Genomic DNA, 26,715 nt, shown 5'->3' on the forward strand with positions numbered 1-26,715 from the left:
CATCACCTCGGCCGGTCCAGTCGCTGGATGAGCAGGTCGGCGAGCCGGTCACGGCCCGCCGGGGCGGCCGCACCCGTGAGATAGATGGCGTTCAACAGCTGGTCGGTGGAGATCAGTTCGCTGCGCGAACGCTCCAGGAAGTGGACGATCAGGTCGTCGCCCGCGCGCGCGGCCTCGTCGCCGAGGTGCGCCCGTACGAACGTCGCGAGCCGCTGACGGTCGGGGCGGCCCAGCTCCAGGTGGATACAGCGGCGCATCAGCGGCGCCGGGAAGTCACGCTCCCCGTTGCTGGTGAGGACGACGAAGGGGAAGGCCTTGCACTGCACCCTGCCGCCCTTGACGGTCACCTTCCTGCCGTCGTGCGTGAGCACCTCGGCCTCGCCGTCCGGCAGCCGGTCGGCGATCCGTTCCAGCTCGGGAATGCTGAACTCGCCCTCCTCCAGCACATTGAGGAGGTCGTTGGGCAGGTCGATGTCGCTCTTGTCCATCTCGTCGATGAGCAGGACGCGCGGCTGTTCCGTGGGCAGCAGGGCCGTGCCCAGCGGGCCGAGGCGGATATAGCTGCCGATACCGGCCGACGGGTCCTGGACCTCCGCGCCGGCCCCGGTGCTGTGCGCGGCGATCTGTACGTCCTGGAGCCGGGCGATCGCGTCGTAGTGGTAGAGGCCGTCCTGGAGGGTGGAGCGGCTGACGACGGGCCAGCGCAGCACCCGGCCGAGCCCCAGCTCGTGTGCGACGGAGTGCGCGAGGGTGCTCTTGCCCGCGCCGGGGCTGCCCGTGACCAGGAGCGGACGCCTCAGGTAGAGCGCCGCGTTGACCATCTCCAGCTCTTCGGCGCCCGGCCGGTGCAGCTCCGCCTCATGCCGGTAGCCGCCGAGCCGCCGGTCGGCCGAGGCATCGCCGTCGACCCCGCCACCGCCGCCCGCGCCCTTGCCGTCGCGCTCACCCTCGCCGTCGCACGCGCCGTCGCCGATGCCGCCGAAATCCCGCCAGGGCGGCGGCGGAGGGAGCTGGGTGATGCCGTCGTGCGGTTCGCCGGCCCCTCGGTAGATGAGCCACTCGCTGGATTCACTCATAGCGCGTTCCTCGTCATCACTCGTCCGCTGGGAACCGCCGAACGTGCCTCACCGTAGCGATCCGACGGGGCCCCGGTAAGGGGCCGGCCGGCCCCCGTGGGAAGACGGCGGACAGAACCTGAGCGGCTCACGGCGCCTCCAGCAACTGGCCGGAACCGGGCAGCGGATGGTGCGGATCGTCGTAGAACAGCGCGACCCCGTCCGACCAGTACGTCTCCGTACGGCCCGCGCGCACCCCCTGTCTCAGCTCCTGGATCTTCCGTGGCAGCTGATCCGCGGTCCTGGCCTCGGCGACGGTGTCGGCGGCGCGGCGGTGGAAGTCCGCGCAGACCACGTCCGGCCGGTCCTTGCCCCGGCGCAGCAGGGCGATGTGGAAGCCGCCGCGCACCACCCTCGCCAGGCCGGCGGTGGTCTCGCCGTCGGGCCGGTCGGCGTACCGGCAGAGCACGGGCACGGTCTCGTACGCCAGCGAGCGCAGGTGCTCCTCGGTCGCGACCGGCACCCGCAGTCCGTCGTCGCAGTCGACGATCTCGGCCCGCATCGCCTCGTTCATCGTGCGGCTCCAGCGCGCCCGGCGCTCCCGGGTCTCGGCCTCCGTCAGCGGCGGCTCGTGGTCCGAGCGGCGGACGACCACCGGGCGGGTGACACCGAGCGGCGGCTCGTCGGGCGACAACTGCCAGCAGTCGACCTCCAGTCCGAGCAGCGACTGGACGACGGCGACCTGGAGGACCGCGGGGCTGTCCGGCTCGTCGCACCGCCGGAACGCCTCGGTCAGCGAGGCGGTGAGCCGGGCCGGCAGGGCATGGCCCGGGGTGCCCCTGCTGTCCTCGCCGACCGGCTGCACCTCGCCGGTGTGCCGGGCGACGCCGACCCGCCAGTCGTAACTGTCGCGCTCCCAGCCGCGCGGCTCCAGCTCCAGCAGGACGAAGGGGCTCTCGCCGTCCAGGGGCCGGTCCCCGTACGCCGGTGCCGCGCGCCGCTGTTCACGGTCCGTACGGTGGCGGGCGGCGGACCAGAGCAGGGTGATCTCGTTACGGAACTCCCGGGAGAGCCGGTCGTCGGCGACCCATCTCACCCAGCTCCACAGCGCCTCCTCGGCGGCGACGGTGGACTGGGTGACGTAGGGGCGCTCGGCGGAGATGACGCTCATGCAGTAGCGCAGGAGGAGTTCGAGCGCGGCCTCGCCGCCCCGGGTCTCGTACAGCGCGCCGAGCCCGTCCCGCCAGCTGCGCGGCGCGGGATAGCGGTCGACGGAGTGCACACCGGGCAGCCGTACGAGCAGATCGAGAAGGCCTCGGGTGGAGACGGGGGGCGGCAACTCGGCGAGGCGGCCGAGGAGGTTGACGCGCTGCTGGGGGCTGAGGGCCCGGTCGATGCCCGCTTCGAGGGCGCTCTGCACATCGGCCCAGGTCCGGCCCGTGCCGACCCGGTTGATGTGCCGGTCGGCGTGGTAGCGGTCATGGGCGTGGAACACCGCTTGGTAGTCGTCGTCGGACTCGGCCCCGGCCATCGCGGCGGGCACCGGGAGCGAGCGCAGCCGCTCGATGCCGATGGACGTCCCGCCCATGCCGCCGACCAGCTGCGACTTGAGCACACCGACCACTTCGCCACGGGCCACGTCGACGGTGGGCCCGCCGGACACCCCCGGTGGCAGCACGTCCCCGCCGAGCCGCATCTGCTCGTCGGAATCGGCCCAGCCGCCGAGCGTGCCCTGCACCGAGCACTGCCCGTTGAGCCGCTTCAGCCGGCCTCCCACCTCGGTCCAGCCGGAGTAGAAGACCTCGCCGCCGCCGAAGAAGGCCGCGGGGCGCTCGGTGACGTACACACAGGCGTGGTCGACGGGCCTGCCGAGCCGGATCAGCGCGAGATCGGGGGCGGGCCAACTGCCCGTCGTACGGAATGAGCCGGCCTGACTCGCCGGACCCGCTTGTCCGGCCTGACCATCCTGACCGGCCGAATAACCCGTGGAGCCGTACGAACCGGTGGAGGCGGTGAAGCCGGTGGAGCCGGCGTCCAGGGCGCCGCCCGGCCGCTCGGGAAGCGCCGCGACCACGGTGCCCGTCACCGATGACTCGCCGCTGCCGGGACCGGTTTCGAAGATCACTGTCACGTCCCGCCCCTCCCCCTGCATCGCCACATGGGCGCAGGTGAGCACCCAGCTCGGGGCGATGAAGAAGCCGCTCCCCAGGAAAGCCCCACCCGGCCCATCAGGGACATACCCGCCCTCCGGGCCATGGATGCGCACGGTGGCCGCCATGACGAGGTCCATGAGCGCACGCCGGGTCTCGCCCGAGCCTCCGGGCGCCCCTCTGCCCAGCCCGTCGATCATGGCGCGCTCCCGGCCGGAGGCGTGAGCCCGTCAGGATGCGCCGGTGCGCCGGGGGATGCGCCCCCGGACGACGGCGGGGACGAGGGGGGTGGCGGTGGGGGCGGCGGAGGCGGGGTCGGGGGTACGGCGGTGGGGCGGGGCGGAACGCCCGGCGAGGTCGCGGCCTGCGGGGGCAGCAGCGGCGGCGCCAGCAGGTCGGCGGGCGGCCCGCCGCCGTTCCAGGTGAGGGTGACCTTGATCGCCCCCTTGGCCTCTCCGTCCGCGAGCAGCCCGACGACCTTGCCGGACTTGGCGGTGAGTTCGATGCCGAACTCGATGCTGACCTCGTCGGGCCGTACCGCGCGTAAGGGCACCACGAGGGAGCGCGCGACGCTGGTCACCACGCCTTGCAGACTCTCCACCCGGGCCTGCACCTGCTCGGCGAATCCGGTGTCCGAATACACCAGACCCCCGGAGGGCCGCGCCAGCTCTTCGGCGCCGGAAATCCGTGCCCATACGGGCGTGCCGTCCGGCATTTCGATGCGTGTGATGCGGACCTCGTCCTCACCCATACCATCCCCCGTTCCCCCAATTCCCCGCAGGCTAGCGCCAGTACGGTGCGGATGCGAGGTTCATGGCGGAGGACGGTGATTCGCGCCCGTACGGTTCTGCGCTCCCGGTACGGCCCTCGTTACCGTCGGCCACACGGCCGTCACCAGGCCTTAAGCTGATTCCCATGTACTTCACCGACCGCGGTATCGAGGAACTGGAGAAGCGGCGCGGCGAGGAGGAGGTCACTTTCGAGTGGCTGGCCGAACAGCTGCGTACGTTTGTTGACCTGAACCCCGACTTCGAGGTCCCGGTCGAGCGCCTGGCGACCTGGCTGGCACGGCTGGACGACGACGAGGACGAGGACTGACTGACGGCGGACACGTGTTCCAGGGCTGGTCCGGCGGTCAGGCGCGCAGGCGGTCGTACGCGAGGCCCAGCGCGCCGTGGGCGATCAGCAGGGCGCCCGCGAAGGCCCAGCCGCCACTGCGCCGGCGTGCCGCCCAGAGCGTCAGCGGGACCCCGGCCCCGACCTGGCAGGCACCGAGCAGCCGGGCCCGGGGGCCTCGGAGCCACGGGCCGAGAGGACCGTCCTCCACCACGTCCAGCTCGGCCCGTACGGCATCGCGCCAGCCCGCCCACTCGATCTGCACGGCCCCCGGCTGGACGCGCGCCACCTCGCGCAGCCGGTCGGCCGGCTCCCCCGGGGTGAGACCGGCCGGAAGCATGAGGCCGGTACGGGCGAGGAACCCGGCCAGTGCGAGGAGCCGGGCCCGGGAGTCGGACTCCGGGTCCTGACGGGTCAGCGGATCCAGCGCCTGGAGATCCAGTACGGGATCGAGGCTCAGGCGGGCCGCGAACGTACGCATCGCCTCGTCCTCGCCGACCGGCGTACCGTCCGCCAGCCAGACGTAACCGACGGTACGGCGGAAGCCGGCCGCCAGAGTGCAGCCGGACCGGTCCGCATCCCACCACAGCGCGAGAACCGGCCAGTTGGCGCCGACGGCGAGTGCGCCGGCCCAGCCCGTGACCACCCGGTCGACCGGTTCGCTGCCGTACAGCCAGGGCTTGCCCTCGGGAACGAGCACGCTCCAGCCCTCGCCCGCCGGGGCGATCAGCAGCCGTTCGCGGAGCAGATGGGCGGCGGGCCGTACCACCGCGGGCTCGGCGCGGCAGAGCAGCAGAGCCCCCACGGATGTCGCGTTCATGTCCCTCACAGTAGGCCGCTTCACCCGGATACGAGCGCTATGTCCGCCAGGTGACCCATCAGTTGAGCCCCCCGGCCTTGACTTCGGGAAACCGCGATATATCGTGTTCTGGAGAAGACGCGATATGTTGCGTCACGGCCGACCTAGGAGGTCAGCACCATGGCGAAGTCGACGTGGGAAGTCGCCGAGCCGGAGAAGCTCACCTTCGACGAACCGCTGAAGGCGCTCCAGGTGCGCGTCGTCAACGGGACGGTCAATGTCGTCGGCACGGACGAAGCCGCCCTGACCGAACAGGGCGGCGCTCGCCTGGAGATCTCCCGCATCGAGGGCCCGCCGCTGGTGGTGACCCTGGACGACGGCACGCTCACGGTCGCCTACGAGGACCTGCCCTGGAAGGGCTTCCTCACGTGGCTCGACCACCGGCTCGACCGCAAGGGCCGGCACCGCAGCGCGGTCGTCTCCCTCACCGTCCCGGCCGGGACGCCTGTCGAGGTCGCGGTGGTCGGCGCCGGCGCCGTGCTCTCCGGGCTGCGGGGGCGTACGGACGTCTGCGGGGTCACCGGCGACACGACACTCGTGGGCCTGTCCGGCACGGTCCGCGCCGACACCGTCTCCGGCAGCCTGGAAGCCCAGGCCGTCACCGGCGATCTGCGCTTCAACTCGGTCTCGGGCGACCTGACGGTCATGGAGGGCGCGGGCTCGTCCGTACGGGCCGATTCGGTCACCGGCGACATGGTCGTCGACCTCGAACCGACGAGCAGGCCCACGGACGTCCGACTGGCCACGATCGCCGGCCAGATCGCGGTCCGGCTGCCGCATCCGGCGGACGCGCGGGTCGAGGCGAACACGGCGAGCGGCTCCGTCTCCAACGCGTTCGAGGATCTGCGGGTCGGCGGGCAGTGGGGCGCGAAGAGGATCACCGGCACGCTGGGTGCGGGCACGGGCACGCTCAAGGCGTCGACGGTGTCCGGACCGATCGCGCTGCTCAGGAGGCCACCCTCGGAGGACGCCCCGCACGAGCGGGTTCCGGCCGACGCGACCGTGACCGACACGAAGGAGTTCTGACATGCCTGCGGTCTTCGCCCACGGCCGACTGCGCCTCTACCTGCTGGGGCTCCTGGACGAGGCCCCACGCCACGGCTACGAGGTGATCCGCCTCCTGGAGGAACGTTTCCAGGGCCTGTACGCACCGTCCGCCGGCACCGTCTATCCGCGCCTGTCCAAGCTGGAGGCCGAAGGCCTGGTCACCCACGCCACCGAGGGCGGCCGCAAGGTCTACTCGATCACCGACGCGGGCCGCGCCGAACTGGCCGGGCGCAGCGGCGAGCTGGCCGATCTGGAGCTGGAGATCCGCGAGTCGGTCTCCGAACTGGCGGCGGAGATCCGCGACGACGTTCGGGGCGCGGCGGGACAGCTGCGCAGCGAGATGCGCGCGGCGGCCTCGCAGACCCGCAAGTCCTCCGCGTCCTCGGCCTTCTCCGGCTCGAAGGACGGTCCCGGGACCGACTGGGACAGCGCCTTCGCGGACAACGAGTCCTGGCGCACGGCGAAGGAGGAGCTCCGGCGCGCGAAGCAGGAGTGGAAGGAGCAGGCCCGCCGCGCGAAGGACGAGTCGCGCCGGGCCCGCGAGGACGCGCAGCAGGCCCGCCGGCAGGCCAAGGAGGCGCAGGAGACGGCGCGTCAGGAGATGCAGCGCATCGCGAAGCAGGTCCAGGATCAGGTGCAGGACCACTTCGTCCGGGGCGACTGGCCGACGGGTGTACGGGAAGGCCTCTCCGAACTGGCGGGCCAGCTGGGCGGCCTGGCGTTTACGGCCTGGCCGCCGTACAGCAAACCGGACCCCGCGGAAGCGAACGCGGACGCGGCGGCGGACTGGGCGAAGGACACCCCGGAGACGGACGACCCGGCGCGCGACCTGGACCGGCTGCTCGACCGGTTCCGCGACGACATCCGCGACGCGGCGAGGGACCACGGCGTCACGGAGTCCCAACTGGGCGAGGCCCGGCGCCACTTGTCGACGGCGGCGGCCCACATCGGAGCGCTGCTGCGGACGCCCCCGACGGGGTGAGACGAGCCACCGCCCGCCGACGGTACGGCCCCCGTCCGTCGGCGGTACGGGGAACGGGGGCCACGGGCATCCGACGACGCACCGGGCCCCGGGCGAGCGGGCATCACCGCCTGAGCCTGCCGGCCCGGTCGCGGCTCGGTGAACGAGAAACGCCCGACGTCCAGACGGTCGTGACCGTACATTCCGCCCGTGCTCCGTGCTCCAAGCTCCGCGCTCCCCTCGACCGTCAAAGCCCAAGCGGCATCGTGGAGTTCAAGGCCGCCGGCTTGGGCAGGAACGCCTCGCGCCCCGCCGACATCGCCGAAGCCGTCGCGCTCCTCGCCGGGCCCGAGCCGCTGGATCAGCCGTCAGGTGCTCCACGCCGACGGCGGGGTCGCTCGGCCCTCCACCGGCCCTCCACGGCCCCGGCTACCCCGCCTGCGCCAAGTCCCCGCCGCTCCCGCCCGCCGCGCCGAACATCGCCCGCTCCACCGCCGTGTACGTCACCCCGTGGTCCGCCAGCACCTCGGCCACCACGCCCGGACGCGCCGTCAGGGCCAGCAGGATGTGTTCGCCACCGATGTGGCGGGTGCCGCGACCACGCGAGATCCGCAGCGACTCCGTCAGCGTGGCCTTCGCGGCCGGCGTGAAGGGCAGATGCCCGGACCACCACCGCTTCGGCCTCCGGTCGCCCCCGCCCGGACCGCCCGCACCGCCGGCCTTCATCGCACCCGTCCCGTGCGCCTCCTCCACCCTCGCAACGATTTCCTCGACGTCGATGCCGATCTCCGCCAGCGCCGCCGCGTCCGCCTGCGACAGGCCGCCCCGGCGCCGCGCCTGGGCGAGCGCGCCTTCCAGGGACTCCCGACGGTCGCCGACACCCAGCGCGGCGAATGCGAAGGACGCACGCGTGCCCGTCTGGTCGAGCAGAGCCAGCAGCATGTGCTCGTCGGTCACCTCGTCCGCGCGGGTTCGCCGGGAGTGTTCGATGGCCCCGGTGACCACGTCACGGGCGTCTTGCGTGAAGCGCTCGAACATCACTGCCTCCCGTACTTCTTGTGCGCGGCCTGCCGGCTGACGCCCAGTTCGTCCGCGATCTCCTGCCACGACCAGCCCTGCTCGCGGGCGCCGCGCACCTGTACGGATTCGAGCTGCTCCAGCAGCCGCCGCAGCGCGGCGACCGCCCTCAGCCCGACCCGGGGGTCACGGTCGCCCGCCCGCTGTGCGAGATCCGTTGCTTCGGTCATGGCGTCAACGTACATTGACAGACGCCCGCTGTCAATCAAAGTTGACACCCGGAGAACTCGGAGACCTCACGGCCTCAGCACGACCTTCCCGAACACATCGCCCGCCGCCATCCTCTCGAAGCCCTCCCGCGCCCGGTCCAGCGGCAACACCTCGTCGATCACCGGCCGTACGCCCTTCGCCGCGCAGAACGAGAGCAGGTCCTCCAGCTCGTCCTTGGTCCCCATCGTCGAGCCGACGACCTTGAGCTCCAGGAAGAAGATCCGGGTCAGCTCGGCGTGCTCCGGCTTGTCGCCGCTCGTGGCTCCCGAGATCACCAACGTGCCGCCGCGCCGAAGGCACTTGATGGAGTGCGACCAGGTCGCCGCCCCGACCGTCTCGACGACCGCGTCCACGCGATGCGGCAGCCTGGCGCCCGGCTCGAACGCCTCCAGTGCGCCCAGTTCGACGGCCCGCCGCCGCTTGGCCGCGTCGCGGCTCGTGGCGTACACGCGCAGCCCCGCGGCGCTGCCGAGGACGATCGCCGCGGTGGCGACACCGCCGCCCGCGCCCTGGACGAGGACCGAATCCCCGGGCCGTACACCGGCGTTGGTGAAGAGCATGCGGTACGCGGTCAGCCAGGCGGTCGGCAGGCACGCGGCCTCTTCGAAGGTCAGCTCGGCGGGCTTGGGCAGGACGTTCCAGGCGGGCACGGTGACCTGCTCGGCGAAGGTGCCCTGGTAGCGCTCGGTGAGGATCGAAGGGGTCTCGCGCGGCCCGACCCCGTGGCCGGTCTGCCCGATGACGGAGTGGACGACGACCTCGTTGCCGTCCTCGTCGAGGCCGGCGGCGTCACAGCCGAGGATCATCGGCAGCTTGTCCTCACCGATTCCCACCCCACGCAGCGTCCACAGGTCGTGGTGGTTGAGGGAGGCGGCCTTCACGGTGACGGTGGTCCAGCCGGGGCGCGCCTCGGGCGCGGGACGTTCACCCAGCTCAAGGCCCTTGAGGGGGTTGGCGAAGTCAAGGCTGGTGGCATAGGCGGCAAACATGACCCGACGATAGGGCCGGAGCCGTACGCGGCGGAACCGTACGCGCGTGTGACACGCGTCCGGGCCCGTGCGGTACCCCCTCACGGAGAAGGCCGTGCGGTACCCCTTCACGGAGAAGGCCGTGCCGTACCCCCTCACGAAGGAGAAGGAGTACGACACGGCCCACGCCGACACCGCGGGCGGGCAGCTCGGCCACCGCGCCCGCGCCGGGGACGGCTCAGCGGCGCGCGACGCCCTCGGCCCGTGCCGCCGCGGCCACGGCCGCCGTCACGGCCGGCGCGACCCGCTCGTCGAACGGCGACGGAATGACGTAGTCCGCGGCCAGTTCGTCACCGACCACGTCCGCCAGCGCGTTCGCCGCGGCGATCTTCATGCCCTCGGTGATCCGGGACGCCCGCACCTGGAGCGCGCCGGCGAAGATGCCGGGGAAGGCGAGCACGTTGTTGATCTGGTTCGGGTAGTCCGAACGCCCGGTGGCCACGACCGACGCGTACTTGTGCGCGATCTCCGGGTCCACCTCCGGGTCCGGGTTGGCCATCGCGAAGACGAACGCCTGCGGCGCCATCGCCGCGACCGCCGCCTCCGGGACCGTACCGCCGGACACCCCGATGAAGACGTCCGCGCCGGACAGCGCGGTCTCCAGCGAGCCGGAGAGCCCCGCGCGGTTGGTGATTTCGGCCAGCTCGCGCTTGACCTCGGTCAGGTCGTCGCGGTCGCCGCTGACGATCCCCTTGCGGTCGGCCACGGTGACATCGCCGACGCCCGCCTCCAGCAGGAACTTGGCGATGGCGACCCCGGCCGCGCCCGCGCCGGAGATCACGGCGCGCAGCTCGCCGAGCGTGCGCCCGGTCAGCTTCGCCGCGTTCCGCAGGGCCGCGAGCGTGACGACGGCCGTGCCGTGCTGGTCGTCGTGGAAGACGGGGATGTCCAGGCGCTCCTGGAGTTTGCGCTCGATCTCGAAGCAGCGCGGCGCCGAGATGTCTTCCAGGTTGACCCCGCCGAAGGAGGGCGCGAGCCGCACGACGGTGTCGATGATCTCGTCCGTGTCGGTGGTGGCGAGCGCCAGCGGCACCGCGTCGACGCCGCCGAACTGCTTGAACAGAATCGCCTTGCCCTCCATCACGGGGAGCGAGGCTTCCGGTCCGATGTCGCCGAGTCCGAGCACCGCCGTACCGTCCGTCACGACGGCGACGACCTGTGATTTCCAGGTGTAGTCGTGCACCAGCTCCGGCTGCTCGGCGATCGCGCTGCACACCTTGGCGACACCAGGTGTGTACGCGAGGGACAAGTCGTCCTTGTCACGCACCGGCACGGTGGCCTGGATGGCCATCTTGCCGCCGCGGTGCAGCGCGAAGGCCGGATCGAAGGGCTCCTCGGGGGCGCCCTCCGCTCCGCCGGAAGCGCTGTCGCTGAGAGGATTTACGATCTCCGCTGCCATTGTCTGTAACCCCTTAAGGCATCAGTTGAGGGTGGCCACTCCTGGTCGAGGAGGGGTGGGTGGGCACCACGTGCGTTTCCCGCCCCGACGGTCGGCCCGCCCGGCTTTCCGCCCGGACGATCGGCTCGCCCGGCGAATTGGGATACGTACGCGCGGGCGCGCCGCACACGCGCCCTGACCCCCGGGTAAGGGGCGTAATCGTCCTTCCTACCTGACGGAAGGCACCGGCCACGACACCGTGTCCGCACGGTGAGATGACTCATATCCGAATGTCCGGACACATTGGACACTCGGCATGAATCACGTCCAGGACCGGATATCGGCCGAAGATCCTCCGGCCGGAAGGAAGCATTCCAACGGATGGTCCGGTTCTGATGTACCGCCATGTTGGAAGTGGGGGGTGTCCCGTTACCCGATTTTGACATGCCCGGTCCCCTGAATGGGCCAGTCCAAATGGCAGGATGCCACTCATCACACAAGGTCGCGACACTCGAAGACGCGTGCTCGGCCACCTAGCAGCCCGCTCACCTGCCGGAGGACCCCGATCATGACCGCACGCTTCACCTGTCGTACGGCCGCCGCGAAGTCCAGAGGCATCGCGATCGGCGCGATCGCGGTCGCGGGTGCCATGCTGCTGACCGCCTGCGGCGATCAGACGAACGGCGGGTCGACGGGTGGTGACACGAAGACGTCCAACGCGCCTCTCTTCGACAAGCTGCCGGCTTCATACCAGAAGTCCGGCGTGATCAAGGTCGGCACGAATGCCGAGTACGCCCCGATGGAGTCCGTCGAGGGCGGCAAGATCGTGGGCGTCGACCCCGACATCGCCGAGGCGCTCGGCAAGCAGCTGGGAGTCACGTTCACGTTCACCTCCGGTTCGTTCGACGGGCTGATCACGGCTCTCAACACCGGTCGGCATGACATGGCCATGTCCTCCATTACGGACACGAAGCAGCGCCAGCAGGGACTCGACGACAAGGGCAAGAAGCTCGGCAAGGGCGTCGACTTCGTCGACTATTTCCTCGCCGGTACCGCGGTGTACACGAAGAAGGGCAACCCGAAGGGCCTGAAGTCCATCGAGGACCTGTGCGGCCAGGCCGCCGCCGTCCAGCGCGGCACCACGTACGAGAAGGCGCTCCAGGACCAGTCGAAGGCGTGCAAGGACGGTGGCAAGAAGGCCATCACCATCCAGTCCTTCGAGAACGACACCGAGGCCCAGACCCGGGTGAAGTCGGGCGGTGCCGTCGCCGGAGTGAACGACTACCCGGTCGCGGTCGACCTCGCCCGCAAGGCGGACGGCGGCAAGGCGTTCGAGGTCATCGGCGAGCAGGTCGACGCGGGCCCCTTCGGTATCGCGGTGAACAAGGACAACACCGGGCTCCGGGACGCGCTCAAGGAAGCGGTGGACGCGATCATCAAGGACGGTTCGTACCAGAAGGTCCTGGAGAAGTGGGGCGCGACCAGCGGAGCGATCGACAAGGCCGTCGTCAACGGCGGCAAGTGACCGCACGGGCGGCACACGACCGCACGCTCCGCCGAAGCCGACGTGTTTGAAGGGCAGTCACCGTGACTGACAAGTTTGACAAGGCGCCCCAGGCAAAGGTGCCGCAGGCGAAGACGCCTCGGGCAGAGGTGCCGCGGACGAAGGCGTCCGAGGTGCCCGCCGACGGATCACCGTCGACCGCCGCCGCCTCCACCTCCACCTCGCTCGCGAAGAACCCGGCCGCGGGCCCACCGCCGGATCTCATCAGGGCCGTCCCGGTCCGCCACTACGGCCGCTGGGTCAGCGGCGTGGTCGTGATCCTCCTGCTCGCCTCGCTGGTCTTCGCCTTCTCGCAGGGCAACATCCAGTGGAACGCGGTCTCGGGCACCCTGTTCGACCGCAGCGTGCTGACGGGCGCCGGCCGCACCCTGCTGATCAGCGTGCTCGCGATGGTGCTGGGCGTGGTCCTGGGTGTGGTGCTGGCCGTCATGCGGCTCTCCAAGAACCCGGTGACCAGCTGGGTGTCCTGGCTCTACATCTGGTTCTTCCGCGGCACGCCCGTCTACGTACAGCTGCTGCTCTGGTTCAACCTGGCCCTGATCTTCCCGATCCTCAACATCCCGTTCATCTACAAGGACGAGATGACGGACGTCATGACGCCGTTCATGTGCGCCCTGCTGGGACTCGGGCTGAACGAGGCGGCGTACATGGCGGAGATCTGCCGGGCGGGCATCCAGTCGGTGGACGAGGGCCAGACGGAGGCGTCGCACGCGCTCGGAATGACCCAGGCGAAGACCATGCGCCGGATCGTCCTGCCGCAGGCGCTGCGCGTGATCATTCCGCCGACCGGCAACGAGTTCATCAACATGCTGAAGACGTCGTCGCTGGTGTACGCGGTCACCTACAACGAACTGCTGCGCTCGACGTCGCAGATCGGCTCGACCTCGTACGCCGTGATGGAGATGCTCTTCGTCGCGTCGATCTGGTACATCGTGATGACCAGTGTCTTCAGCGTGGGCCAGTACTACCTGGAGCGCCGGTACGCGCGCGGTTCGCAGCGGAGTCTGCCGCTCACCCCGCTCCAGCGCGTCAAGGTCAACCTCGCCTCCTTCAGCAACCGTCCCTCGGGAGGTGCCCAGTGACAGCCATGGTCAAGGCCGAGGGCGTCCACAAGTCCTTCGGCGCCGCGCACATCCTCAAGGGCATAGACCTGGAGGTCGCCCCGCAGGAGGTCTTCTGCCTGATCGGTCCTTCCGGATCCGGCAAGTCGACCTTCCTGCGGTGCATCAACCACCTGGAGAAGATCAACGCCGGCCGGCTCTCGGTCGACGGCGAGCTGGTCGGCTACCGCCAGCGGGGCGAGAGGCTGTACGAACTCAAGGACAGCGAGGTCGCCAGGAAGCGCCGGGACATCGGCATGGTCTTCCAGCGCTTCAACCTCTTCCCGCACCTGACGGCGATCGAGAACGTCATGGAGGCGCCGGTACAGGTACGGGGCGAGGCGAAGGCGGTGGCCCGCGCCCGCGCCGAGCGGCTGCTGGACCGGGTGGGCCTGTCCGACAAGGCCGCCAACTTTCCGTCGCAGCTCTCCGGCGGCCAGCAGCAGCGGGTGGCGATCGCCCGCGCGCTGGCGATGGAGCCGAAGCTGATGCTCTTCGACGAGCCGACGTCGGCGCTCGACCCCGAGCTGGTGGGCGATGTCCTCGATGTCATGCGGGACTTGGCGCAGGACGGCATGACGATGATCGTGGTCACGCACGAGATGGGGTTCGCGCGCGAGGTCGGCGACGCGCTGGTCTTCATGGACGACGGCGTGGTGGTCGAGACGGGCCACCCGCGCGATGTGCTGACGAACCCGCGGCACGAGCGTACGAAGTCGTTCCTGTCGAAGGTGCTGTAGGCGCGGTGCGGGGCGGTACGGAGAGGTCCGTACCGCCCCTCCGGCTGTCCGTACGGCTCTTCCGGATATCCGCGTCGCCCCTTTGGCCGCTACTTGAGCGCGAGGACGAGGGAGTCGGAGGGCGAGGACCAGACGGCCCGGACCTCTGCGAAACCGGCTCCGCGCAGCGTCCGCGCGTGCCAGTCGGCGGAGGGCGTGTCGCCGTCGGCGTGCTCTCCGAAGATCCGGTAGCGCTCGGCCGTCGGCCCGGCGAGGACCGGGTCCTTGGCCGCGAGGTCCCACCAGTCCGCCCAGTCGAGGGCTCCGGCCGCCCTGGCGCGGTCCATGACAGCGTGCCGGTGGGCGCGCTCGATCGCATTGATCCGAGGGGTGGACTCGTCCTTCATATGATCGGCGTTCATGAACACGCCGCCGCCCCTGACGAGCCCCGCGACCTGCCCGTACAGCATGGTCAGCGGTCCGTCGTGGAGCCAGTGCAGGGCGGTGGCGGTGAGCACGGCGTCGTACGAGGTGTACGGCAGCAGCCCCGGCCAGTGCGGGTCCTTGAGGTCGGCGGTCACGAAGCTCACGCGGTCGTCCCCGGTGAAGTATCCGCGGGCGATGGCGAGAAGGGCGGGGTCCAGGTCGACGCCGGTGCTGGTGGCACCCGGGAACCGGCGCAGCAGCCGGTCCGTGATACTTCCCGTACCGCACGCGAGGTCGAGCACCCGGGGCGCGGGCCCCACCGCCGCCTCGACCATGTCCAGCATGACCCGGAAGCGCTCCTCGCGGTCGGGCATGTACCACTCCTGCTGGCGGTCCCAGCTCTCCTGCCAGCCGGCCCAGTCCGTTCCGGCACCGGTCCCCGCCGCGGCCCCCGTGCCCTCGGTCGCCGTGTCTGTCCCGTTCCCCGTCCCCACCCCTGTCCCCGTCATGGAACCCTCCTCCGTAATACCCTAGAAGCATCAGCAGCCATTACTTCGACGCGACAACGACCCTAGCGCTCCCCCGTAAGGACTACAAGTGGAACTGGCCTCTTACTCGGACTCCGCCGTACGCCTGGTCAACACCGAGGAACCGGCCCGCGGCACGGACACCCTGACCTCGGTCGAAGCGGTCCGGGCCCTCTTCGGATCCAGCTCCCAGGCGGCCCGCCGCGCCACCGACGCGGATGTCACCCGCTTCCGTTCGGTACGGGCCCGGCTGCGCGGGGTCTTCGCCGCGGCCGACGCGGGCGAGGCCACCCAGGCGGTGGACCTGCTCAACTCACTGCTGCTGGAGTTCCCGGTCAGCCCGCAGATCTCCGGGCACGACGTCCTGGACGACGAGGGCCACCCGCGCTGGCACATGCACCTGGCGGACCACCCCTCCAACGCGACCGCCGGATACGCGGCGACCGCGGCGATGGGCCTGGCGTTCCATCTCACGGAGTACGGCGTCGACCGGCTCGGCCTGTGCCAGGCGGCGCCGTGCCGTAACGCCTATCTCGACACGTCCACCAACCGCTCGCGCCGCTACTGCTCGGACCGCTGCGCGACCCGCGCCAACGTCGCCGCCTACCGCGCCCGCAAACGCCTGGAGACGGAACGCGCCGGCACCGGACGCACAGCCGACACCAGCCAGGAGACCAGCGCCCGCGCCGAGCGCTGATCACCCAGCGGCCGGTAACGCGCCCTGACCCGCCCCAGCAGCAACTCCTCGGGCACCGCGCCGAACACCCGGCTGTCCCCTTCGGCGCCCGGATTGTCCCCGAGCACCCACCAGCCCTCGTCCCGCCGCTCCACCAGCCGCTTCACGATGAGCAGATCCTGCTGGAGCGGATGCTTCAGCACGGCCACGTCGCCCGGCTTCACGGGGGCGCGGTAGTGCACCAGAAGCTGATCCCCGTGCTTGAGCGTCGGGTACATGGACGGACCCATCACTTCCGCGATCCCCAACGGCACTCTCGGCTCCCGCTCGTGCTCCGTCATCCGGCACCCTCCCGATCCCACGGTACGTTCCGCCCGCAGTCCCACCCGACCCCGGACTTTTGCCCTAAGCCCTAGGGGGCACTCGCGGAATCAGGCTTCTCACGGAGTAATGTCCCACCTGAGAAGACGATCACGAGGAAGGACCGCTCCATGCTTTCCCGCCTGTTTGCCCCCAAGGTGAAGGTCAGCGCCCACTGCGACCTCCCCTGCGGCGTGTACGACCCGGCCCAGGCCCGCATCGAGGCCGAGTCGGTCAAGGCCGTCCAGGAGAAGATGCAGGGCAACGACGACAGCCACTTCCAGGCGCGCGCGACGGTCATCAAGGAGCAGCGCGCCGAGCTCGCCAAGCACCACGTCTCGGTGCTGTGGAGCGACTACTTCAAGCCCCCGCACTTCGAGAAGTACCCGGAGCTGCACCAGCTGGTCAACGACGCCCTGAAGGCTCTGTCGGCGGCGAAGGGCTCGACGGACCCGGCGACGGGCCAGAAGGCCCTGGACCTCATCGGCCGGATCTCCGACATCTTCTGGGAGACCAAGAAGGCCTGAACCCCGGCCCAGGCGGCCTGCCCCGCACTCTCGCGGGTCGAATCGCCCATCTGTCCGCACCCGGTCCACAGGCCGCCGATCACGGCGTCCATGGGGGCCGGGTGCGGTCTTTTCGGCCGGGGCGGTCTTTTCCGCTCAGCGCCGGCAGACCAGGATGCCGCCCGCGCAGTTGATCTCGAATGCCCCGTTCCGGGCGATGTGGTCGGCGAGGAGGGCGCGGGCCCGCTCGATGGTCGCGTCGAACGGTACGTCGTGCTGGTCCGCCCACGCCCGGTAGGAAGCCATGTGCGCGATGACGGGCTCGGGATCGTGGACCGTAATGGTGCCGTCCAGTGCGATCGTCTCCACGCGGCCGAACTCCTCGCCGAGGAAGGCCGGGGCCTTCTCCAGGGAGAAGCGGGCGCTGAGCGAGATGCGGGCCGGGCCGCGTCCGGTGCCGAGGACATCTCCGGCGGCCCGCTGCCACAGGTCGTCGAGTTCGGCCTTGTCCCGGTCGCTGTTGGTGAAGGCGATCACCAGCCCGTCGCGGGCAACCACTCGGGACAGTTCCCTGACCGCCTGGGCGATGTCGGGGACGTGGTAGAGCATGTGCAGCGCCAATGCGGCAGCGACGCTCTCCGTGGCCAGCGGCAGGCGGGTGGCGTCTGCCACGGCGACCGGGCCTGGGACACCGGCGAGGATGCCGGGAGCGATGTCCAGACCCAGAAGGGCCAGATCGGGCCGTTCCTCGCGAAGCCGCTGAATGAACCTGCCGTTGCCGCAGCCGGTGTCGACCACGCGCCCGCGTACGCCGCTCAGTTGCCCGGCGACGATGCCCGGCAGGTCGTGGCGGGGCGTCTGCCACTCATAGAGCGACTGACGCGCGGCCAGGTCCCGGTCACTGCGGTAAGCGCTCCCGGCGAGGCGGCCCCGGTCGGTGACAGCGGCATCATGGGCGGCGGACAGGTCGGTCACGTCGGCGGCTCCGGAGGACGGGCGGCGGGTAACGCCGCGAGGACGGCCGTGTGCTGAAGTCGCTCGCGCAGGCGGGCCGCCTGCGCCGCTCCACCGTACTGCGGCCCGCCCGACTCCCGGCCGAGAGCGGTGAGCCGCCGCACGACACTGGCCGACATGCACTCCGACGGGGAGTCGAGGACGAAGCCGAGCATCGCCTCGGTGCCGTCCAGGTCGCCGAGGAGCAGATGGCCGCGGGCGAGGTCGACATGGGCTGCGAACAGGTCGCCGACCGACTGGTCGTCGTCCTCCACGCCGCGATACAGCCGGATCGCCGTATCCGCGCTCACGATGGCCTGCTGGACGTGCTCGCGCCCGCCCAGGGCCAAGTGGGTCGTCCCGGCGTACGCGAACTGCTTGGCTGCCGGGAAGGAAAAAATCCCCGGTACATCGTCATGGCAGGGCATCACCTCACGGGACCGCTCCGCGGCCTCCAGGGCGGCCTCCGCGCCCGCCCAGTTGCCTACTATCGCCAGGGCACGTGCCTCCAGGCTCGCCAGCCGAGCCCCGATGCTGCCGCCCGCCCGGTGCTGACGGCCGGCCTGCGCGAGCCTGGCCGCCTGCTCGTACCGCCCGGTCCAGTAGGCGATGAGGGACTCCACCGCCCGCACCCAGGCCAGCATCCCCTCGTGCCCGGCCGTCTCGGCACACGCTCTGGCGGTTCGGGCGTGGGTGGCCGCCGAGTCGTAGTCACCCAGGTCCAGACAGACGTGCGCGGACAGACCACAGAGCCGGGAGGCGGCGACGTACAGGTCGGCCGTGTGCCGAGAACGCTGACGCCCACGCAGCAATTCGAACGCCCCGTCCCTCAGCCGCTTGATCTCGGCGTACAACTCCAGCAGCGGGTGGCTGACATAGGCACGGGCGAGCCGGGCGACGTCGATCTCCACCTGCTCGACGACGAACTCATCGACGTTGCGCTGCGCGACGAACCGGGCAAACTCTGCCGACACCACCGCATCCGCCGAGACGTCGCCCAACGCGGTATGTGGACGAGCTGTCGGCCATCTCGGCACCTCTTGTCGAGCAACCGCCGTGCCCTGACTGCTCCGTCGGCTTTTGCTGAACACAACTGCTCGGTCGAGCACCGAGACATGGATGCCGAACACCTGAGCCAGGTACTTCCGGGTGTACGGGACCGGAATACGCGCCTCGCGCGTAGCGCCCAATCTCCTTGCCCGTCCGGCCAGGCGGCGCAACCTAACTCGCAGCCGCACAGGGTCGCTCAGACTGTCGTGCCGTTGCTCTGCGGCAGCCTGCGCCATCGACATGACCAGCCACCCATCTACAGGGTTGGAGTCGAAGGATGGGCATGTAGTGCGCGTGCTGGCCAAGCAGCTGAGAGATTTCAATCTCTCGCCCCATCCGAGCGGCGGGGGTATCTCGCTGCGATGTTCTGCGCTTGAAGGCGACTTCGACGTCGGTTGACTTGTGAACGGCTCGGAAGATCTGTGCCTGTCCGCCCTCCTCGCCCCGGGGAACCAGGGGGAGGAAGCCTGATCTTCGCGGGAGTGAACGGGCTGAGGATGGCGCTCATCTTCGAGCTGACGGCCTACGGAGAGCGGCTCCAGCAGCGCCGACTCAGGCGACTGTGATTGTGGGACGGCTCGTGACCGCAGCGCCTCCGCTCACGCCAGGTGCTCGATTGTGACGTCACCCCACTGCTGTGCGAGATATTCCGCGACCAGTCGGCGGTGGCAATGCTGCGCGTTGTCCTCGCTGCAGAGCAGGACTGCATTGTCGAGCGATTCCCGCCGGATGGTTTCCTCAATCTGACGCACCTTCATCAATTCGAGGAATCTTTCTTCGTAGGCAGCCCAGCCGACATCCCGCTTCTTATAGGCGTCGAGCATGTCCTTGGTCGGGGCCAGCTCGGTACGGTGGGTGTACTGCGCACCGCAGATCTCACCCAAGAAGTACCTCAGATCATCACGCTTGGCGAAACCGGACAGTTGCGAGACGTTGTTGAGTCGAACATCGACCAGTGCTGTCACTCCAGCTTCGCGCAACAGCTCGAAGAACTTTTCGGCGGACTTCTTCGTAAACCCGATGGTGTAAAGTTTCATCTTCCCCGTGTCCCGTCGATGCGAAGCTCCTCATCGACATAAGCGATCCGTTGTTCCTGACGGTCGAGAGCGTCTTGGAGGCGCTCGGCCGAGGTCCGGAAAAGATCTTCCTGGTCCAACCCGAAATTAGCCATTAGGCGTCGCATTGCCGAGGCATGGTCCTCGATGTGCCCGTCGCCATGAATATGTTCGACAGCGATCCCGTCCCCTTCGAGGGATCGCGCGACGAGCACGCAACGATGGCAGTCGAGTGGTTCCTGTTCGGTACACATGACGGCGATTCGTTCGCTCTGCGAACCGTTTCGCAGACGTTTGATGCCGCTGGCGAAATCCGAGGTCCGGGCAAGAAGGTCGTACCGCACCCGTCCGTCGATATAGCAGGTGAGGTCTTCGGTGCGCGCGCCCAGTTCCTTTCCCAGGAAGACGTATTTAATATTGATGTCGGACAGGATGCGCTCCACGGCGTATCGGTTGAACTGGGGCGTGAATCGACTGACGGGCATCGACCGCACATCGGCGACCGCCGTGATTCCATGCTTCTGCAGCAGACTCAGGAAATCTGAGCTGCTGTGCGTGGAGTGGCCGACAGTGAATACTGTACGAGATGTCATCGCCTACCACCTGTTTGGATCTTCGCTCGTTCGATAATGGCTGCCACTAATTTGTAGACGTAGCCTTCAAATGGTTCACCGAGACTCACCGTAAGGAAAGATTCACCCAGTTCGTAGGCCCCTTCCGGCTTGGCCAGATAATCCATCTCATATTCGGGATCGGTCACCCGCAGTATATATTCATGTCCCTTGTAAGAGAAACGGGCGCGCAGAACCCGCTTCTTATCTCCGAACATCGCCCCGGGGACGTGCATATGTAACGTCAGGTCGGTGACGCGTATCAGCTTGAGCGAGTCCGACAGGGTGACAGATTCTTCAATCGGGATGTGGTCATTATTTCCATGATAGGTACTGGACCCGTTGATCCACAGCTCACTGGGGCTCTGTTCCAAGCTCAGTAATCCTCTCCACCCGGCCCTGCCGGTCTTCTGCCAGTAGCAATCGGGGTCAAGGAGCCAATTCTCGCTCTGGAAGTTGTGCGACTGTGGCCGAAGAAGCGGCACCGAGACAATATCGAGAACATTCGGCTCCATTCCATCTTCGTACCGCCTTTCGCGAGCGGAGACTTCGCGGTTCGGGCGGGCGCTGACCGGGCGTACCCACTCTCCTGAATCGTCGTCAACCATGCCTGCCACACACCGGCCCCAAAGTTTGCGAGAATTTGCCAGACACACGAGTGTCTTTTTCAGTGCCATGTGTACCCCCAAATCTGATGCATCGCCTTCCTGCGGGAAGGAAGCGCAGCGCACCTACACGAAGCAACGACAAGCGCAATGGATTGTCAGTTCCGCGAGCCATCCAAGAGCCTACGACGGGGGTACGACACCCGTCCGCCGTTCAGGCAAGCGCGATGTTCAATAAGGTCGTGGTGCGCTTCGCCCCCAGGCCGGCTGGCCGGCACCACACGGAGCAGTCGGCCGACTTGGCCCTGTCCGGTGCATCGACGTAGTCGCGTGACGCTCGGTTCCTGGTGGACCGTCAGGTCAGGGGCGAGGCCCGGAGCGTGACAGGGCATGGCTTCCAAGATCATGAACTTCTCGACGCCGGGTGACCCGAGTTGAAGACCGTGCCTGCCGACACATCATCGCCGACCCCGCCAGCCCTTGACCAGCTCCGCGAGCACGCCGAGGTCGTACGTATCCCAGGAGGTCACGAGCTTTCTGAGGCGGTTGGCTTCTCCCGCGAGGTCGCCGAGGCGTCTCTCGCGGCGGGCCTGCCGCACCTGCCGGGCGTCGCGACCGCGTCGGAGATCCAGCAGGCCGAGGCCCTCGGGTTCGGCTGGCTCAAGGCGTTCCCCGCGGCCGACCTCGGTCCGGGCTTGATCGCCTCGATGCACGGCCCGTTCCCCCAGGCGCGCTTCGTCGCGACCGGCGGCATGAATCTCGCCAACACCATGGAATTTCTCGGGGCCGGGGCCGCGGCGGTGTCCCTCGGGTCGGCACTGGCCGACCCCGGCCAGTTCGCACAACTCCCACGGCTCATCGAGGCGATCGCGGGACAGGCGGACCGGTGAAGGCCGTGGCGGCCGGAGATTCACCGTGAACGGACCGTCATGAACGGATCGTCGCTCATGTCAATAGCGTCGGCGGTCTGGTCTTCGGGCAGAACCGGAGTAACTTCCTGGAGAAGTAACGGGTGTCCCAGTGATACCCCGTAGTCCCGTGCGTTCCAGGGGCCTCTGGGATCTCCTGCCCGTACGCCGTTCGTGCCTCCCTTCCAGCCACCGCGTCGGGCGACCGCCGGAGGGGGCCGGAGGGGAGCGTTCCCTCACCAGGAGTCCGTGATGACCACGACGAGTCCCGATTTCGAGGAAGCCACGCTCGATCTGCTGCGTAAGCGGATCCATGAAGTACCCGAATATCCCATCCCCGGTGTGCTGTTCAGGGACATCACGCCGCTGCTGGGCGACCCCGTCGCCTTCGGCGCGCTGACCGACATCTTCGTGTCGCTGTGCGACCGGTACGAGGCGACCACGGTGGTGGGCATCGAGGCCCGGGGCTTCATCCTCGGCGCCGCCGCCGCGGCGCGGGCCGGCGTCGGCTTCGTACCGGCTCGCAAAGCGGGCAAGCTGCCCGGCGCTGTCCGCTCCCGTACCTATCAACTGGCCTACGGAACCGACACGGTGGAGCTCAAGGAGGACGCGCTCTCCCCGAGCGACCGGGTACTCGTCATCGATGACGTGCTGGCCAGTGGCGGCTCGGCCGAGGCCGTGCTCGACCTCATGCGGCCTTCGGGTGCCACCGTGGCCGGCCTGGCCGTGCTCATCGAATTACGTTTCCTGAAGGGCCGCGAGAGGCTCGCCCCGGCGCTGGGCGACGCCCCGCTGACCGCGCTGCTCCCCATGTGACGCGCCGGATGTGACGGGCCGGACGCTCAGGGGACCTCCGCCACGGCCGTGATCTCGACGAGCTGGCCCGTGTACCCGAGGCACGAGACGCCGAGCAACGTCGATGTGTGCGGGCCCAGGGTGAGGCCGCCCGCGCGGACCACCTCCCAGACGCGGCTGAGATCCGCCGTATCCGACGTGGCCACGTACACCGTCGTGCTGACGACGTCGGCCGGCCCGCACCCGATGGCGGCCAGAGCGGTCTCCAGATTGTCCAGGACCTGTTCGGTCTGGGCGACGAAGTCGCCGGGCCCCACGAGTTTGCCGTCCCCGTCGAGAGGTACGGCCCCGGCGAGGAAGGCCAGACGCCGGTCCGTTTCGACTATCGCCGTATGCGCGTAGTCGGGTGGCGGAAACAGACCGGGCACGGTCATACGGTGAGTCATCTCATCGCTCCTTCAGCTGTCTGCCACTGAGTACGGTTGCGGAGCCCCGCGTGCTCAGCCGTACGACGTACATGTCCATACGTCTCGGTCCGCGACGCCGATGGCCGTGGCGCTGTCGGCGGCCCTACGATGTCGGGCTGTTGGGTGTGTGATCACGTGGGCCGACCGCGGGGCCACCTGGACTGCGTGATCGTCGGGAGAAGCCGTGGTTGTGGATTTCGGTGAGCGGGCCCATGCGGCGCAGCGCTGGTCGGCGCGGGTGTCGTTGGCGGCCGCCGCGCTGGCCATGCTACTGCCGCTGGTGTTCGCGGGGACCGGCAGTCTGGTCCTGGTCGGGGCGGGACTGGCCGGGATGGCCGTCGCGGTTGCCGCCGTCTGGTGGGTGCTGACCCGCCGGGGGGCCGCCCGGGTGGCGGCGGCGGTGCTGGCCGTGGCGGCACCGGTCTGCGTGATCGGATTCTTCGACGCCGCGAATCTGCTGTGGCTGGTGCTGGTCTGCTGCGGGCTGTGGGTGGTGGCCGTCTGGAGCGGGCGGGCCGCGCTCAGCAGCACCGGCGCGCGTCCCGTGGGGATGACGGAACATCACGTGCCCGCTCCCCGGCGCCCCTTCCTCATCATGAATCCGCGCTCCGGGGGCGGAAAGGTGGCGAGGTTCGGTCTCAGGGAGAAGGCGGAACGGCTCGGCGCTGAGGTCGTGCTGCTCGACCCGGACCACCGGCAGGACGTCGCCGAACTGGCCCGTACGGCCGTGGCCGAGGGTGCCGACCTGCTGGGCGTGGCCGGCGGGGACGGGACACAGGCCCTGGTCGCGGCCGTCGCCGCGCAGTGCGGCACTCCCTTCCTGGTGATCTCCTCGGGCACCCGCAATCACTTCGCGATGGACCTCGGCCTCGACCGAGAGGACCCCTCGACCTGCCTGGACGCGCTCACCGACGGTGTCGAGCTCCATGTCGACCTCGGTTTCGCCGGTGAACACCCCTTCGTGAACAACGCCTCCTTCGGCGCGTACGCGGCGGTGGTGCAGAGCCCGTCCTACCGCGACGACAAGGTACGCACCACCCTGGACCTGCTGCCCGATCTGCTGACGCGTCAGCAGGGCGCCCGGCTCGTCGCGGACACCGGGGAGACGACGATCGCGGGGCCCCAGGCCCTGCTGGTGAGCAACAACCCGTACCGCACGGAGGATCCGGCGGGTCTCGGCCGACGCGAACGGCTGGACTCCGGCGTCCTGGGCGTCCTGGGCGTCACGGTGGACAGCGCGGCCGAGGCCGCCGGACTGCTGCGGGGCCCGCAGTCGGCCGGGCTCACAGTCCTGACGACCCGCCAGGTGGCCGTGGACGCCGACCGGGAGGAGATCGAGGTCGGCGTCGACGGAGAGGCGCTGGTCCTTCCCACCCCGGTGCGCTGTCGCATCGAGCCCGGAGCCCTTCGGGTACGGGTCCCCCGGAACCGGCCGGGCGTCCCGGCGGTGAAGCCGCCCCTGGAGTGGCGGCGGCTGCGCAAACTGGCGGCGACGGTGGGCCGCACGGCGGTGAACCGCCGCGGTCACTGAGCCGCCACGGTCACTGAGCCCGCCCACAAGGCCCTCGGACTCTCAGGCCCCCTCGCCCCTCAGACCCTTAAGGCCCCCTCAGGGCCCCTTACGCCGCCGGAGCATGCAGCAGCGGGCTCTTGTTGCGGGTCAGCCACTGCCGGTAGCCGACCACCCGCAGCGCCGCCTCCCGGTACGCCTCCGCCAGGTCCGCGAACACACCGGCCTCGATGAGCCCTCCGCTCGTCGGCTCGTCCCCGGCGCCCCCGCCCGTCCGCGAGAACAACAGCAGCCGTACCGCCAGCGGATCGTCCCGCAGCGGCCTGATGGCTATGTCGTCGCGCGGCCCCGAGGTGGGCTGGCACGGCGCGACCGCCTCACCGACCGCGATCAATGACGCCGCCGTCTGGTAATCGCCGTGCAGCACCGACGGGTTGAGCCCCGCCGCGCCCAGTACGCGGCGCAGCGCGTCCCATTCACCGTCCACCGTGGGGTCGACCATCCAGCGGTCCTCGGCGAGGTCCGCGAGTTCCACGACCGGGTGCGCGGCGGCCGGGTGGTCCGGGGACATGCAGACGAACTGCGGTTCCCTGTCGACCAGTACGCGCCTCTCCAGTCCGTCCGGGACGGTCAGCGGGCAGCCCTCCACCTCGTGCACGAAGGCCACGTCCAGCCGGCCCGAGGCGACCGCCCGCAGCAACGCGTTGGCGGAGGCGTCCATATGGAGCGAGATGTCCGTACCGGGCAGCCGGCGTCTGAGCCGGCGCAGCCAGCCCACGAGGGCCCGGCTCGCGGTGGAGCCGATCCGTAGCCTCGGACCGTCGGCCCCGCCGGCCGCCGACCGCGCCTCGGCGACCAGCGCGGCCAGTTCGGAGACGAGCGGACGGGCCCGGCTCACCACCGTCAGGCCCAGTGGGGTGGGCCGACAGCCGGTGCGTTCACGGGAGAAGAGCTCCGCGCCCAGGGAGTTCTCGATGCGCCGCAGCTGAGTCGTCAGGGACGGCTGGCTCATCCCCAGCTGCCTGGCCGCTTTGTGCAGACTGCCCGTATCGGCAATGGCGCACAGGGCACGCAGGTGCCTCACCTCCAGCTCCATGCCCAGAGAGTAGAGCCGCCGTCTGAGCCGCACCAGATCCCCAAAACGCAGTAATTGGCCCCGCATTCGTAGAAAATCGGCCAAGTGATGCGTTGGTGCTATCGGCTTTTGACATCATCCGCGCAAAGGTGAACTCCCCGAGACTCTCCGGTATCCCCATCCGTTCCACCGGACGAGCAGGAGCCCCCCACATGAGACACCCCAAGACCGTGATGTCCGCCATCTGCGGAATGGGCCTGGCGTTCGCGACCGCGTTCAGTGTCGCCCCGGCCTCCGCCACCACCGGCGCTGCCCCCACCAGCGCCGACGCCACCTCCTCGTACGCCGCGTACAACGGCTCGAAGGAAGAGGCCGCCGCGAACAAGGCCTTCTTCGACGCCGTCCTGAAGTCGGTCGCCGAGAAGCGCGCAGCGAACCCGGGCGTGCAGGCCGTCACCGTGGTCTACAACGCCTCGGCCGCGCCCAGTTTCGCCGGCCAGATAGCCAGCAGCACCTCCATCTGGAACAGCGCCGTCTCCAACGTGAAGCTCCAGGCGGGCAGCAACGCCGACTTCACCTACCGCGAGGGCAATGACCCGCGCGGCTCCTACGCGAGCACCAACGGCCACGGTTCGGGCTACATCTTCCTGGACTACGCGCAGAACCAGCAGTACAACTCGACCCGCGTCACCGCGCACGAGACCGGCCACGTGCTCGGCCTCCCGGACCACTACACCGGCCCGTGCAGCGAGCTGATGTCCGGCGGCGGCCCCGGCACCTCCTGCCAGAACGCCCAGCCGAACTCGGCGGAGCGCGCCCGCGTGAACACCCTGTGGGCGAACGGCCTCGCGGCCGCCCTGGCCAAGCTTTCCTGACCTGCGGGTACC

The 26,715-nt window shown here is 69.6% G+C and carries 29 protein-coding genes; 12 read left to right on the forward strand and 17 right to left on the reverse strand.

Annotated elements, in window-relative coordinates; translation table 11 throughout:
* Positions 1 to 2 precede the first annotated feature (2 nt).
* The 3 genes from ACIOJD_RS02360 to ACIOJD_RS02370 all read right to left on the reverse strand — a co-directional run bounded on the left by ACIOJD_RS02360 (position 3) and on the right by ACIOJD_RS02370 (position 3,956).
* The gene (locus ACIOJD_RS02360; RefSeq protein ID WP_401907797.1) at positions 3 to 1,076 is read right to left on the reverse strand and encodes an AAA family ATPase; all 1,074 of its coding nucleotides are present in this window, start codon (positions 1,074 to 1,076) and stop codon (positions 3 to 5) included.
* 127 nt (positions 1,077 to 1,203) lie between these two features.
* Positions 1,204 to 3,405 (reverse strand): serine protease, encoded by a 2,202-nt coding sequence (locus ACIOJD_RS02365; protein ID WP_401907798.1) that lies wholly within the window; start codon positions 3,403 to 3,405, stop codon positions 1,204 to 1,206.
* Positions 3,402 to 3,956 (reverse strand): CU044_2847 family protein, encoded by a 555-nt coding sequence (locus ACIOJD_RS02370; protein ID WP_401907799.1) that lies wholly within the window; start codon positions 3,954 to 3,956, stop codon positions 3,402 to 3,404. The genes ACIOJD_RS02365 and ACIOJD_RS02370 overlap by 4 nt, the downstream gene beginning before the upstream one ends.
* A gap of 164 nt (positions 3,957 to 4,120) precedes the next feature.
* On the opposite strand from ACIOJD_RS02370, the gene ACIOJD_RS02375 reads away from it, so the two are divergent.
* Complete coding sequence (locus ACIOJD_RS02375) at positions 4,121 to 4,303, forward strand: DUF6104 family protein (RefSeq protein ID WP_266729752.1); 183 nt, start codon at positions 4,121 to 4,123, stop codon at positions 4,301 to 4,303.
* A gap of 37 nt (positions 4,304 to 4,340) precedes the next feature.
* On the opposite strand, the gene ACIOJD_RS02380 is transcribed toward ACIOJD_RS02375, so the two are convergent.
* Entirely contained in the window at positions 4,341 to 5,141 is an 801-nt protein-coding gene (locus tag ACIOJD_RS02380; protein WP_401907800.1) for a hypothetical protein, read from the reverse strand.
* 159 nt (positions 5,142 to 5,300) lie between these two features.
* On the opposite strand from ACIOJD_RS02380, the gene ACIOJD_RS02385 reads away from it, so the two are divergent.
* Together ACIOJD_RS02385 and ACIOJD_RS02390 are read left to right on the forward strand one after the other, a co-directional pair.
* Positions 5,301 to 6,206 carry a DUF4097 family beta strand repeat-containing protein gene (locus tag ACIOJD_RS02385; RefSeq protein WP_401907801.1) on the forward strand — a complete coding sequence of 302 codons (906 nt, stop codon included), beginning with the start codon at positions 5,301 to 5,303 and terminating at the stop codon, positions 6,204 to 6,206.
* Between the two features lies 1 nt (position 6,207).
* Entirely contained in the window at positions 6,208 to 7,209 is a 1,002-nt protein-coding gene (locus ACIOJD_RS02390; protein ID WP_401907802.1) for a helix-turn-helix transcriptional regulator, read from the forward strand.
* Positions 7,210 to 7,617: 408 nt separating this feature from the next.
* Here ACIOJD_RS02390 and ACIOJD_RS02395 read toward each other — a convergent pair whose 3' ends face one another.
* From ACIOJD_RS02395 to ACIOJD_RS02410, 4 genes are all read right to left on the reverse strand, one after another.
* The gene (locus tag ACIOJD_RS02395; protein ID WP_401907803.1) at positions 7,618 to 8,226 is read right to left on the reverse strand and encodes a Clp protease N-terminal domain-containing protein; all 609 of its coding nucleotides are present in this window, start codon (positions 8,224 to 8,226) and stop codon (positions 7,618 to 7,620) included.
* Positions 8,226 to 8,435, reverse strand: coding sequence for a helix-turn-helix domain-containing protein (locus ACIOJD_RS02400; RefSeq protein WP_401907804.1), 210 nt, complete (start codon positions 8,433 to 8,435; stop codon positions 8,226 to 8,228). The genes ACIOJD_RS02395 and ACIOJD_RS02400 overlap by 1 nt, the downstream gene beginning before the upstream one ends.
* 66 nt (positions 8,436 to 8,501) lie before the next feature.
* Positions 8,502 to 9,464 carry a zinc-binding dehydrogenase gene (locus ACIOJD_RS02405; protein WP_401907805.1) on the reverse strand — a complete coding sequence of 321 codons (963 nt, stop codon included), beginning with the start codon at positions 9,462 to 9,464 and terminating at the stop codon, positions 8,502 to 8,504.
* Between the two features lie 217 nt (positions 9,465 to 9,681).
* Positions 9,682 to 10,902 carry an NADP-dependent malic enzyme gene (locus tag ACIOJD_RS02410; protein WP_401907806.1) on the reverse strand — a complete coding sequence of 407 codons (1,221 nt, stop codon included), beginning with the start codon at positions 10,900 to 10,902 and terminating at the stop codon, positions 9,682 to 9,684.
* 547 nt (positions 10,903 to 11,449) lie between these two features.
* Here ACIOJD_RS02410 and ACIOJD_RS02415 point away from each other — a divergent pair.
* The 3 genes from ACIOJD_RS02415 (at position 11,450) to ACIOJD_RS02425 (ending at position 14,285) form a co-directional block, all read left to right on the forward strand.
* Entirely contained in the window at positions 11,450 to 12,406 is a 957-nt protein-coding gene (locus tag ACIOJD_RS02415; RefSeq protein ID WP_401907807.1) for an ABC transporter substrate-binding protein, read from the forward strand.
* Positions 12,407 to 12,648: 242 nt separating this feature from the next.
* Complete coding sequence (locus ACIOJD_RS02420) at positions 12,649 to 13,527, forward strand: amino acid ABC transporter permease (RefSeq protein WP_401908892.1); 879 nt, start codon at positions 12,649 to 12,651, stop codon at positions 13,525 to 13,527.
* Positions 13,528 to 13,532: 5 nt separating this feature from the next.
* Positions 13,533 to 14,285, forward strand: a complete 753-nt coding sequence (locus tag ACIOJD_RS02425) for an amino acid ABC transporter ATP-binding protein (protein WP_401908895.1) — start codon at positions 13,533 to 13,535, stop codon at positions 14,283 to 14,285.
* Positions 14,286 to 14,374: 89 nt separating this feature from the next.
* Here ACIOJD_RS02425 and ACIOJD_RS02430 read toward each other — a convergent pair whose 3' ends face one another.
* A complete protein-coding gene (locus tag ACIOJD_RS02430; protein ID WP_401907808.1) occupies positions 14,375 to 15,199 on the reverse strand; it encodes a class I SAM-dependent methyltransferase in 825 nt (274 codons plus the stop codon).
* An 88-nt stretch (positions 15,200 to 15,287) separates the two neighbouring features.
* Between ACIOJD_RS02430 and ACIOJD_RS02435 the strand changes: the two genes are divergently transcribed.
* Positions 15,288 to 15,914 (forward strand): CGNR zinc finger domain-containing protein, encoded by a 627-nt coding sequence (locus ACIOJD_RS02435; protein WP_401907809.1) that lies wholly within the window; start codon positions 15,288 to 15,290, stop codon positions 15,912 to 15,914.
* On the opposite strand, the gene sodX is transcribed toward ACIOJD_RS02435, so the two are convergent.
* Positions 15,821 to 16,234 (reverse strand): nickel-type superoxide dismutase maturation protease, encoded by a 414-nt coding sequence (gene sodX / locus ACIOJD_RS02440; protein ID WP_401907810.1) that lies wholly within the window; start codon positions 16,232 to 16,234, stop codon positions 15,821 to 15,823. The genes ACIOJD_RS02435 and sodX overlap by 94 nt on opposite strands.
* A gap of 150 nt (positions 16,235 to 16,384) precedes the next feature.
* On the opposite strand from sodX, the gene sodN reads away from it, so the two are divergent.
* Positions 16,385 to 16,780: a superoxide dismutase, Ni gene (sodN, locus tag ACIOJD_RS02445; protein ID WP_401907811.1), complete on the forward strand. Its 396-nt coding sequence runs from the start codon at positions 16,385 to 16,387 to the stop codon at positions 16,778 to 16,780.
* A gap of 135 nt (positions 16,781 to 16,915) precedes the next feature.
* Here the strand turns inward: sodN and ACIOJD_RS02450 are convergent, their stop codons facing one another.
* The 5 genes from ACIOJD_RS02450 to ACIOJD_RS02470 form a co-directional block, all read right to left on the reverse strand.
* The gene (locus ACIOJD_RS02450; RefSeq protein WP_401907812.1) at positions 16,916 to 17,734 is read right to left on the reverse strand and encodes a class I SAM-dependent methyltransferase; all 819 of its coding nucleotides are present in this window, start codon (positions 17,732 to 17,734) and stop codon (positions 16,916 to 16,918) included.
* Positions 17,731 to 18,726 (reverse strand): XRE family transcriptional regulator, encoded by a 996-nt coding sequence (locus ACIOJD_RS02455; protein ID WP_401907813.1) that lies wholly within the window; start codon positions 18,724 to 18,726, stop codon positions 17,731 to 17,733. The genes ACIOJD_RS02450 and ACIOJD_RS02455 overlap by 4 nt, the downstream gene beginning before the upstream one ends.
* Before the next feature lie 675 nt (positions 18,727 to 19,401).
* Entirely contained in the window at positions 19,402 to 19,839 is a 438-nt protein-coding gene (locus ACIOJD_RS02460) for a DUF488 family protein (protein ID WP_401907814.1), read from the reverse strand.
* Positions 19,836 to 20,450, reverse strand: a complete 615-nt coding sequence (locus ACIOJD_RS02465; protein ID WP_401907815.1) for a DUF488 family protein — start codon at positions 20,448 to 20,450, stop codon at positions 19,836 to 19,838. The genes ACIOJD_RS02460 and ACIOJD_RS02465 overlap by 4 nt, the downstream gene beginning before the upstream one ends.
* Positions 20,447 to 21,145, reverse strand: coding sequence for a dual OB domain-containing protein (locus tag ACIOJD_RS02470; protein ID WP_401907816.1), 699 nt, complete (start codon positions 21,143 to 21,145; stop codon positions 20,447 to 20,449). Before ACIOJD_RS02470 ends, ACIOJD_RS02465 begins: the two co-directional genes overlap by 4 nt.
* Positions 21,146 to 21,516: 371 nt before the next feature.
* Between ACIOJD_RS02470 and ACIOJD_RS02475 the strand changes: the two genes are divergently transcribed.
* Together ACIOJD_RS02475 and ACIOJD_RS02480 are read left to right on the forward strand one after the other, a co-directional pair.
* On the forward strand, positions 21,517 to 21,963 hold the full coding sequence (locus tag ACIOJD_RS02475) for a bifunctional 4-hydroxy-2-oxoglutarate aldolase/2-dehydro-3-deoxy-phosphogluconate aldolase (protein WP_401907817.1): 447 nt from the start codon (positions 21,517 to 21,519) through the stop codon (positions 21,961 to 21,963).
* Positions 21,964 to 22,233: 270 nt separating this feature from the next.
* On the forward strand, positions 22,234 to 22,797 hold the full coding sequence (locus ACIOJD_RS02480) for an adenine phosphoribosyltransferase (protein ID WP_401907818.1): 564 nt from the start codon (positions 22,234 to 22,236) through the stop codon (positions 22,795 to 22,797).
* A gap of 26 nt (positions 22,798 to 22,823) precedes the next feature.
* Here the strand turns inward: ACIOJD_RS02480 and ACIOJD_RS02485 are convergent, their stop codons facing one another.
* Positions 22,824 to 23,222, reverse strand: coding sequence for a RidA family protein (locus tag ACIOJD_RS02485; protein WP_401907819.1), 399 nt, complete (start codon positions 23,220 to 23,222; stop codon positions 22,824 to 22,826).
* Positions 23,223 to 23,427: 205 nt separating this feature from the next.
* Between ACIOJD_RS02485 and ACIOJD_RS02490 the strand changes: the two genes are divergently transcribed.
* Positions 23,428 to 24,774: a diacylglycerol/lipid kinase family protein gene (locus ACIOJD_RS02490; protein ID WP_401907820.1), complete on the forward strand. Its 1,347-nt coding sequence runs from the start codon at positions 23,428 to 23,430 to the stop codon at positions 24,772 to 24,774.
* An 88-nt stretch (positions 24,775 to 24,862) separates the two neighbouring features.
* Here the strand turns inward: ACIOJD_RS02490 and ACIOJD_RS02495 are convergent, their stop codons facing one another.
* Positions 24,863 to 25,849, reverse strand: coding sequence for a LysR family transcriptional regulator (locus ACIOJD_RS02495; protein ID WP_401907821.1), 987 nt, complete (start codon positions 25,847 to 25,849; stop codon positions 24,863 to 24,865).
* Between the two features lie 191 nt (positions 25,850 to 26,040).
* Here ACIOJD_RS02495 and snpA point away from each other — a divergent pair, with 191 nt between their 5' ends.
* The gene (snpA, locus tag ACIOJD_RS02500; protein WP_401907822.1) at positions 26,041 to 26,703 is read left to right on the forward strand and encodes a snapalysin; all 663 of its coding nucleotides are present in this window, start codon (positions 26,041 to 26,043) and stop codon (positions 26,701 to 26,703) included.
* Positions 26,704 to 26,715: the final 12 nt, after the last annotated feature.

The sequence above is a fragment of the Streptomyces sp. NPDC088116 genome, from assembly GCF_044741745.1.
Lineage (GTDB): Bacteria > Actinomycetota > Actinomycetes > Streptomycetales > Streptomycetaceae > Streptomyces.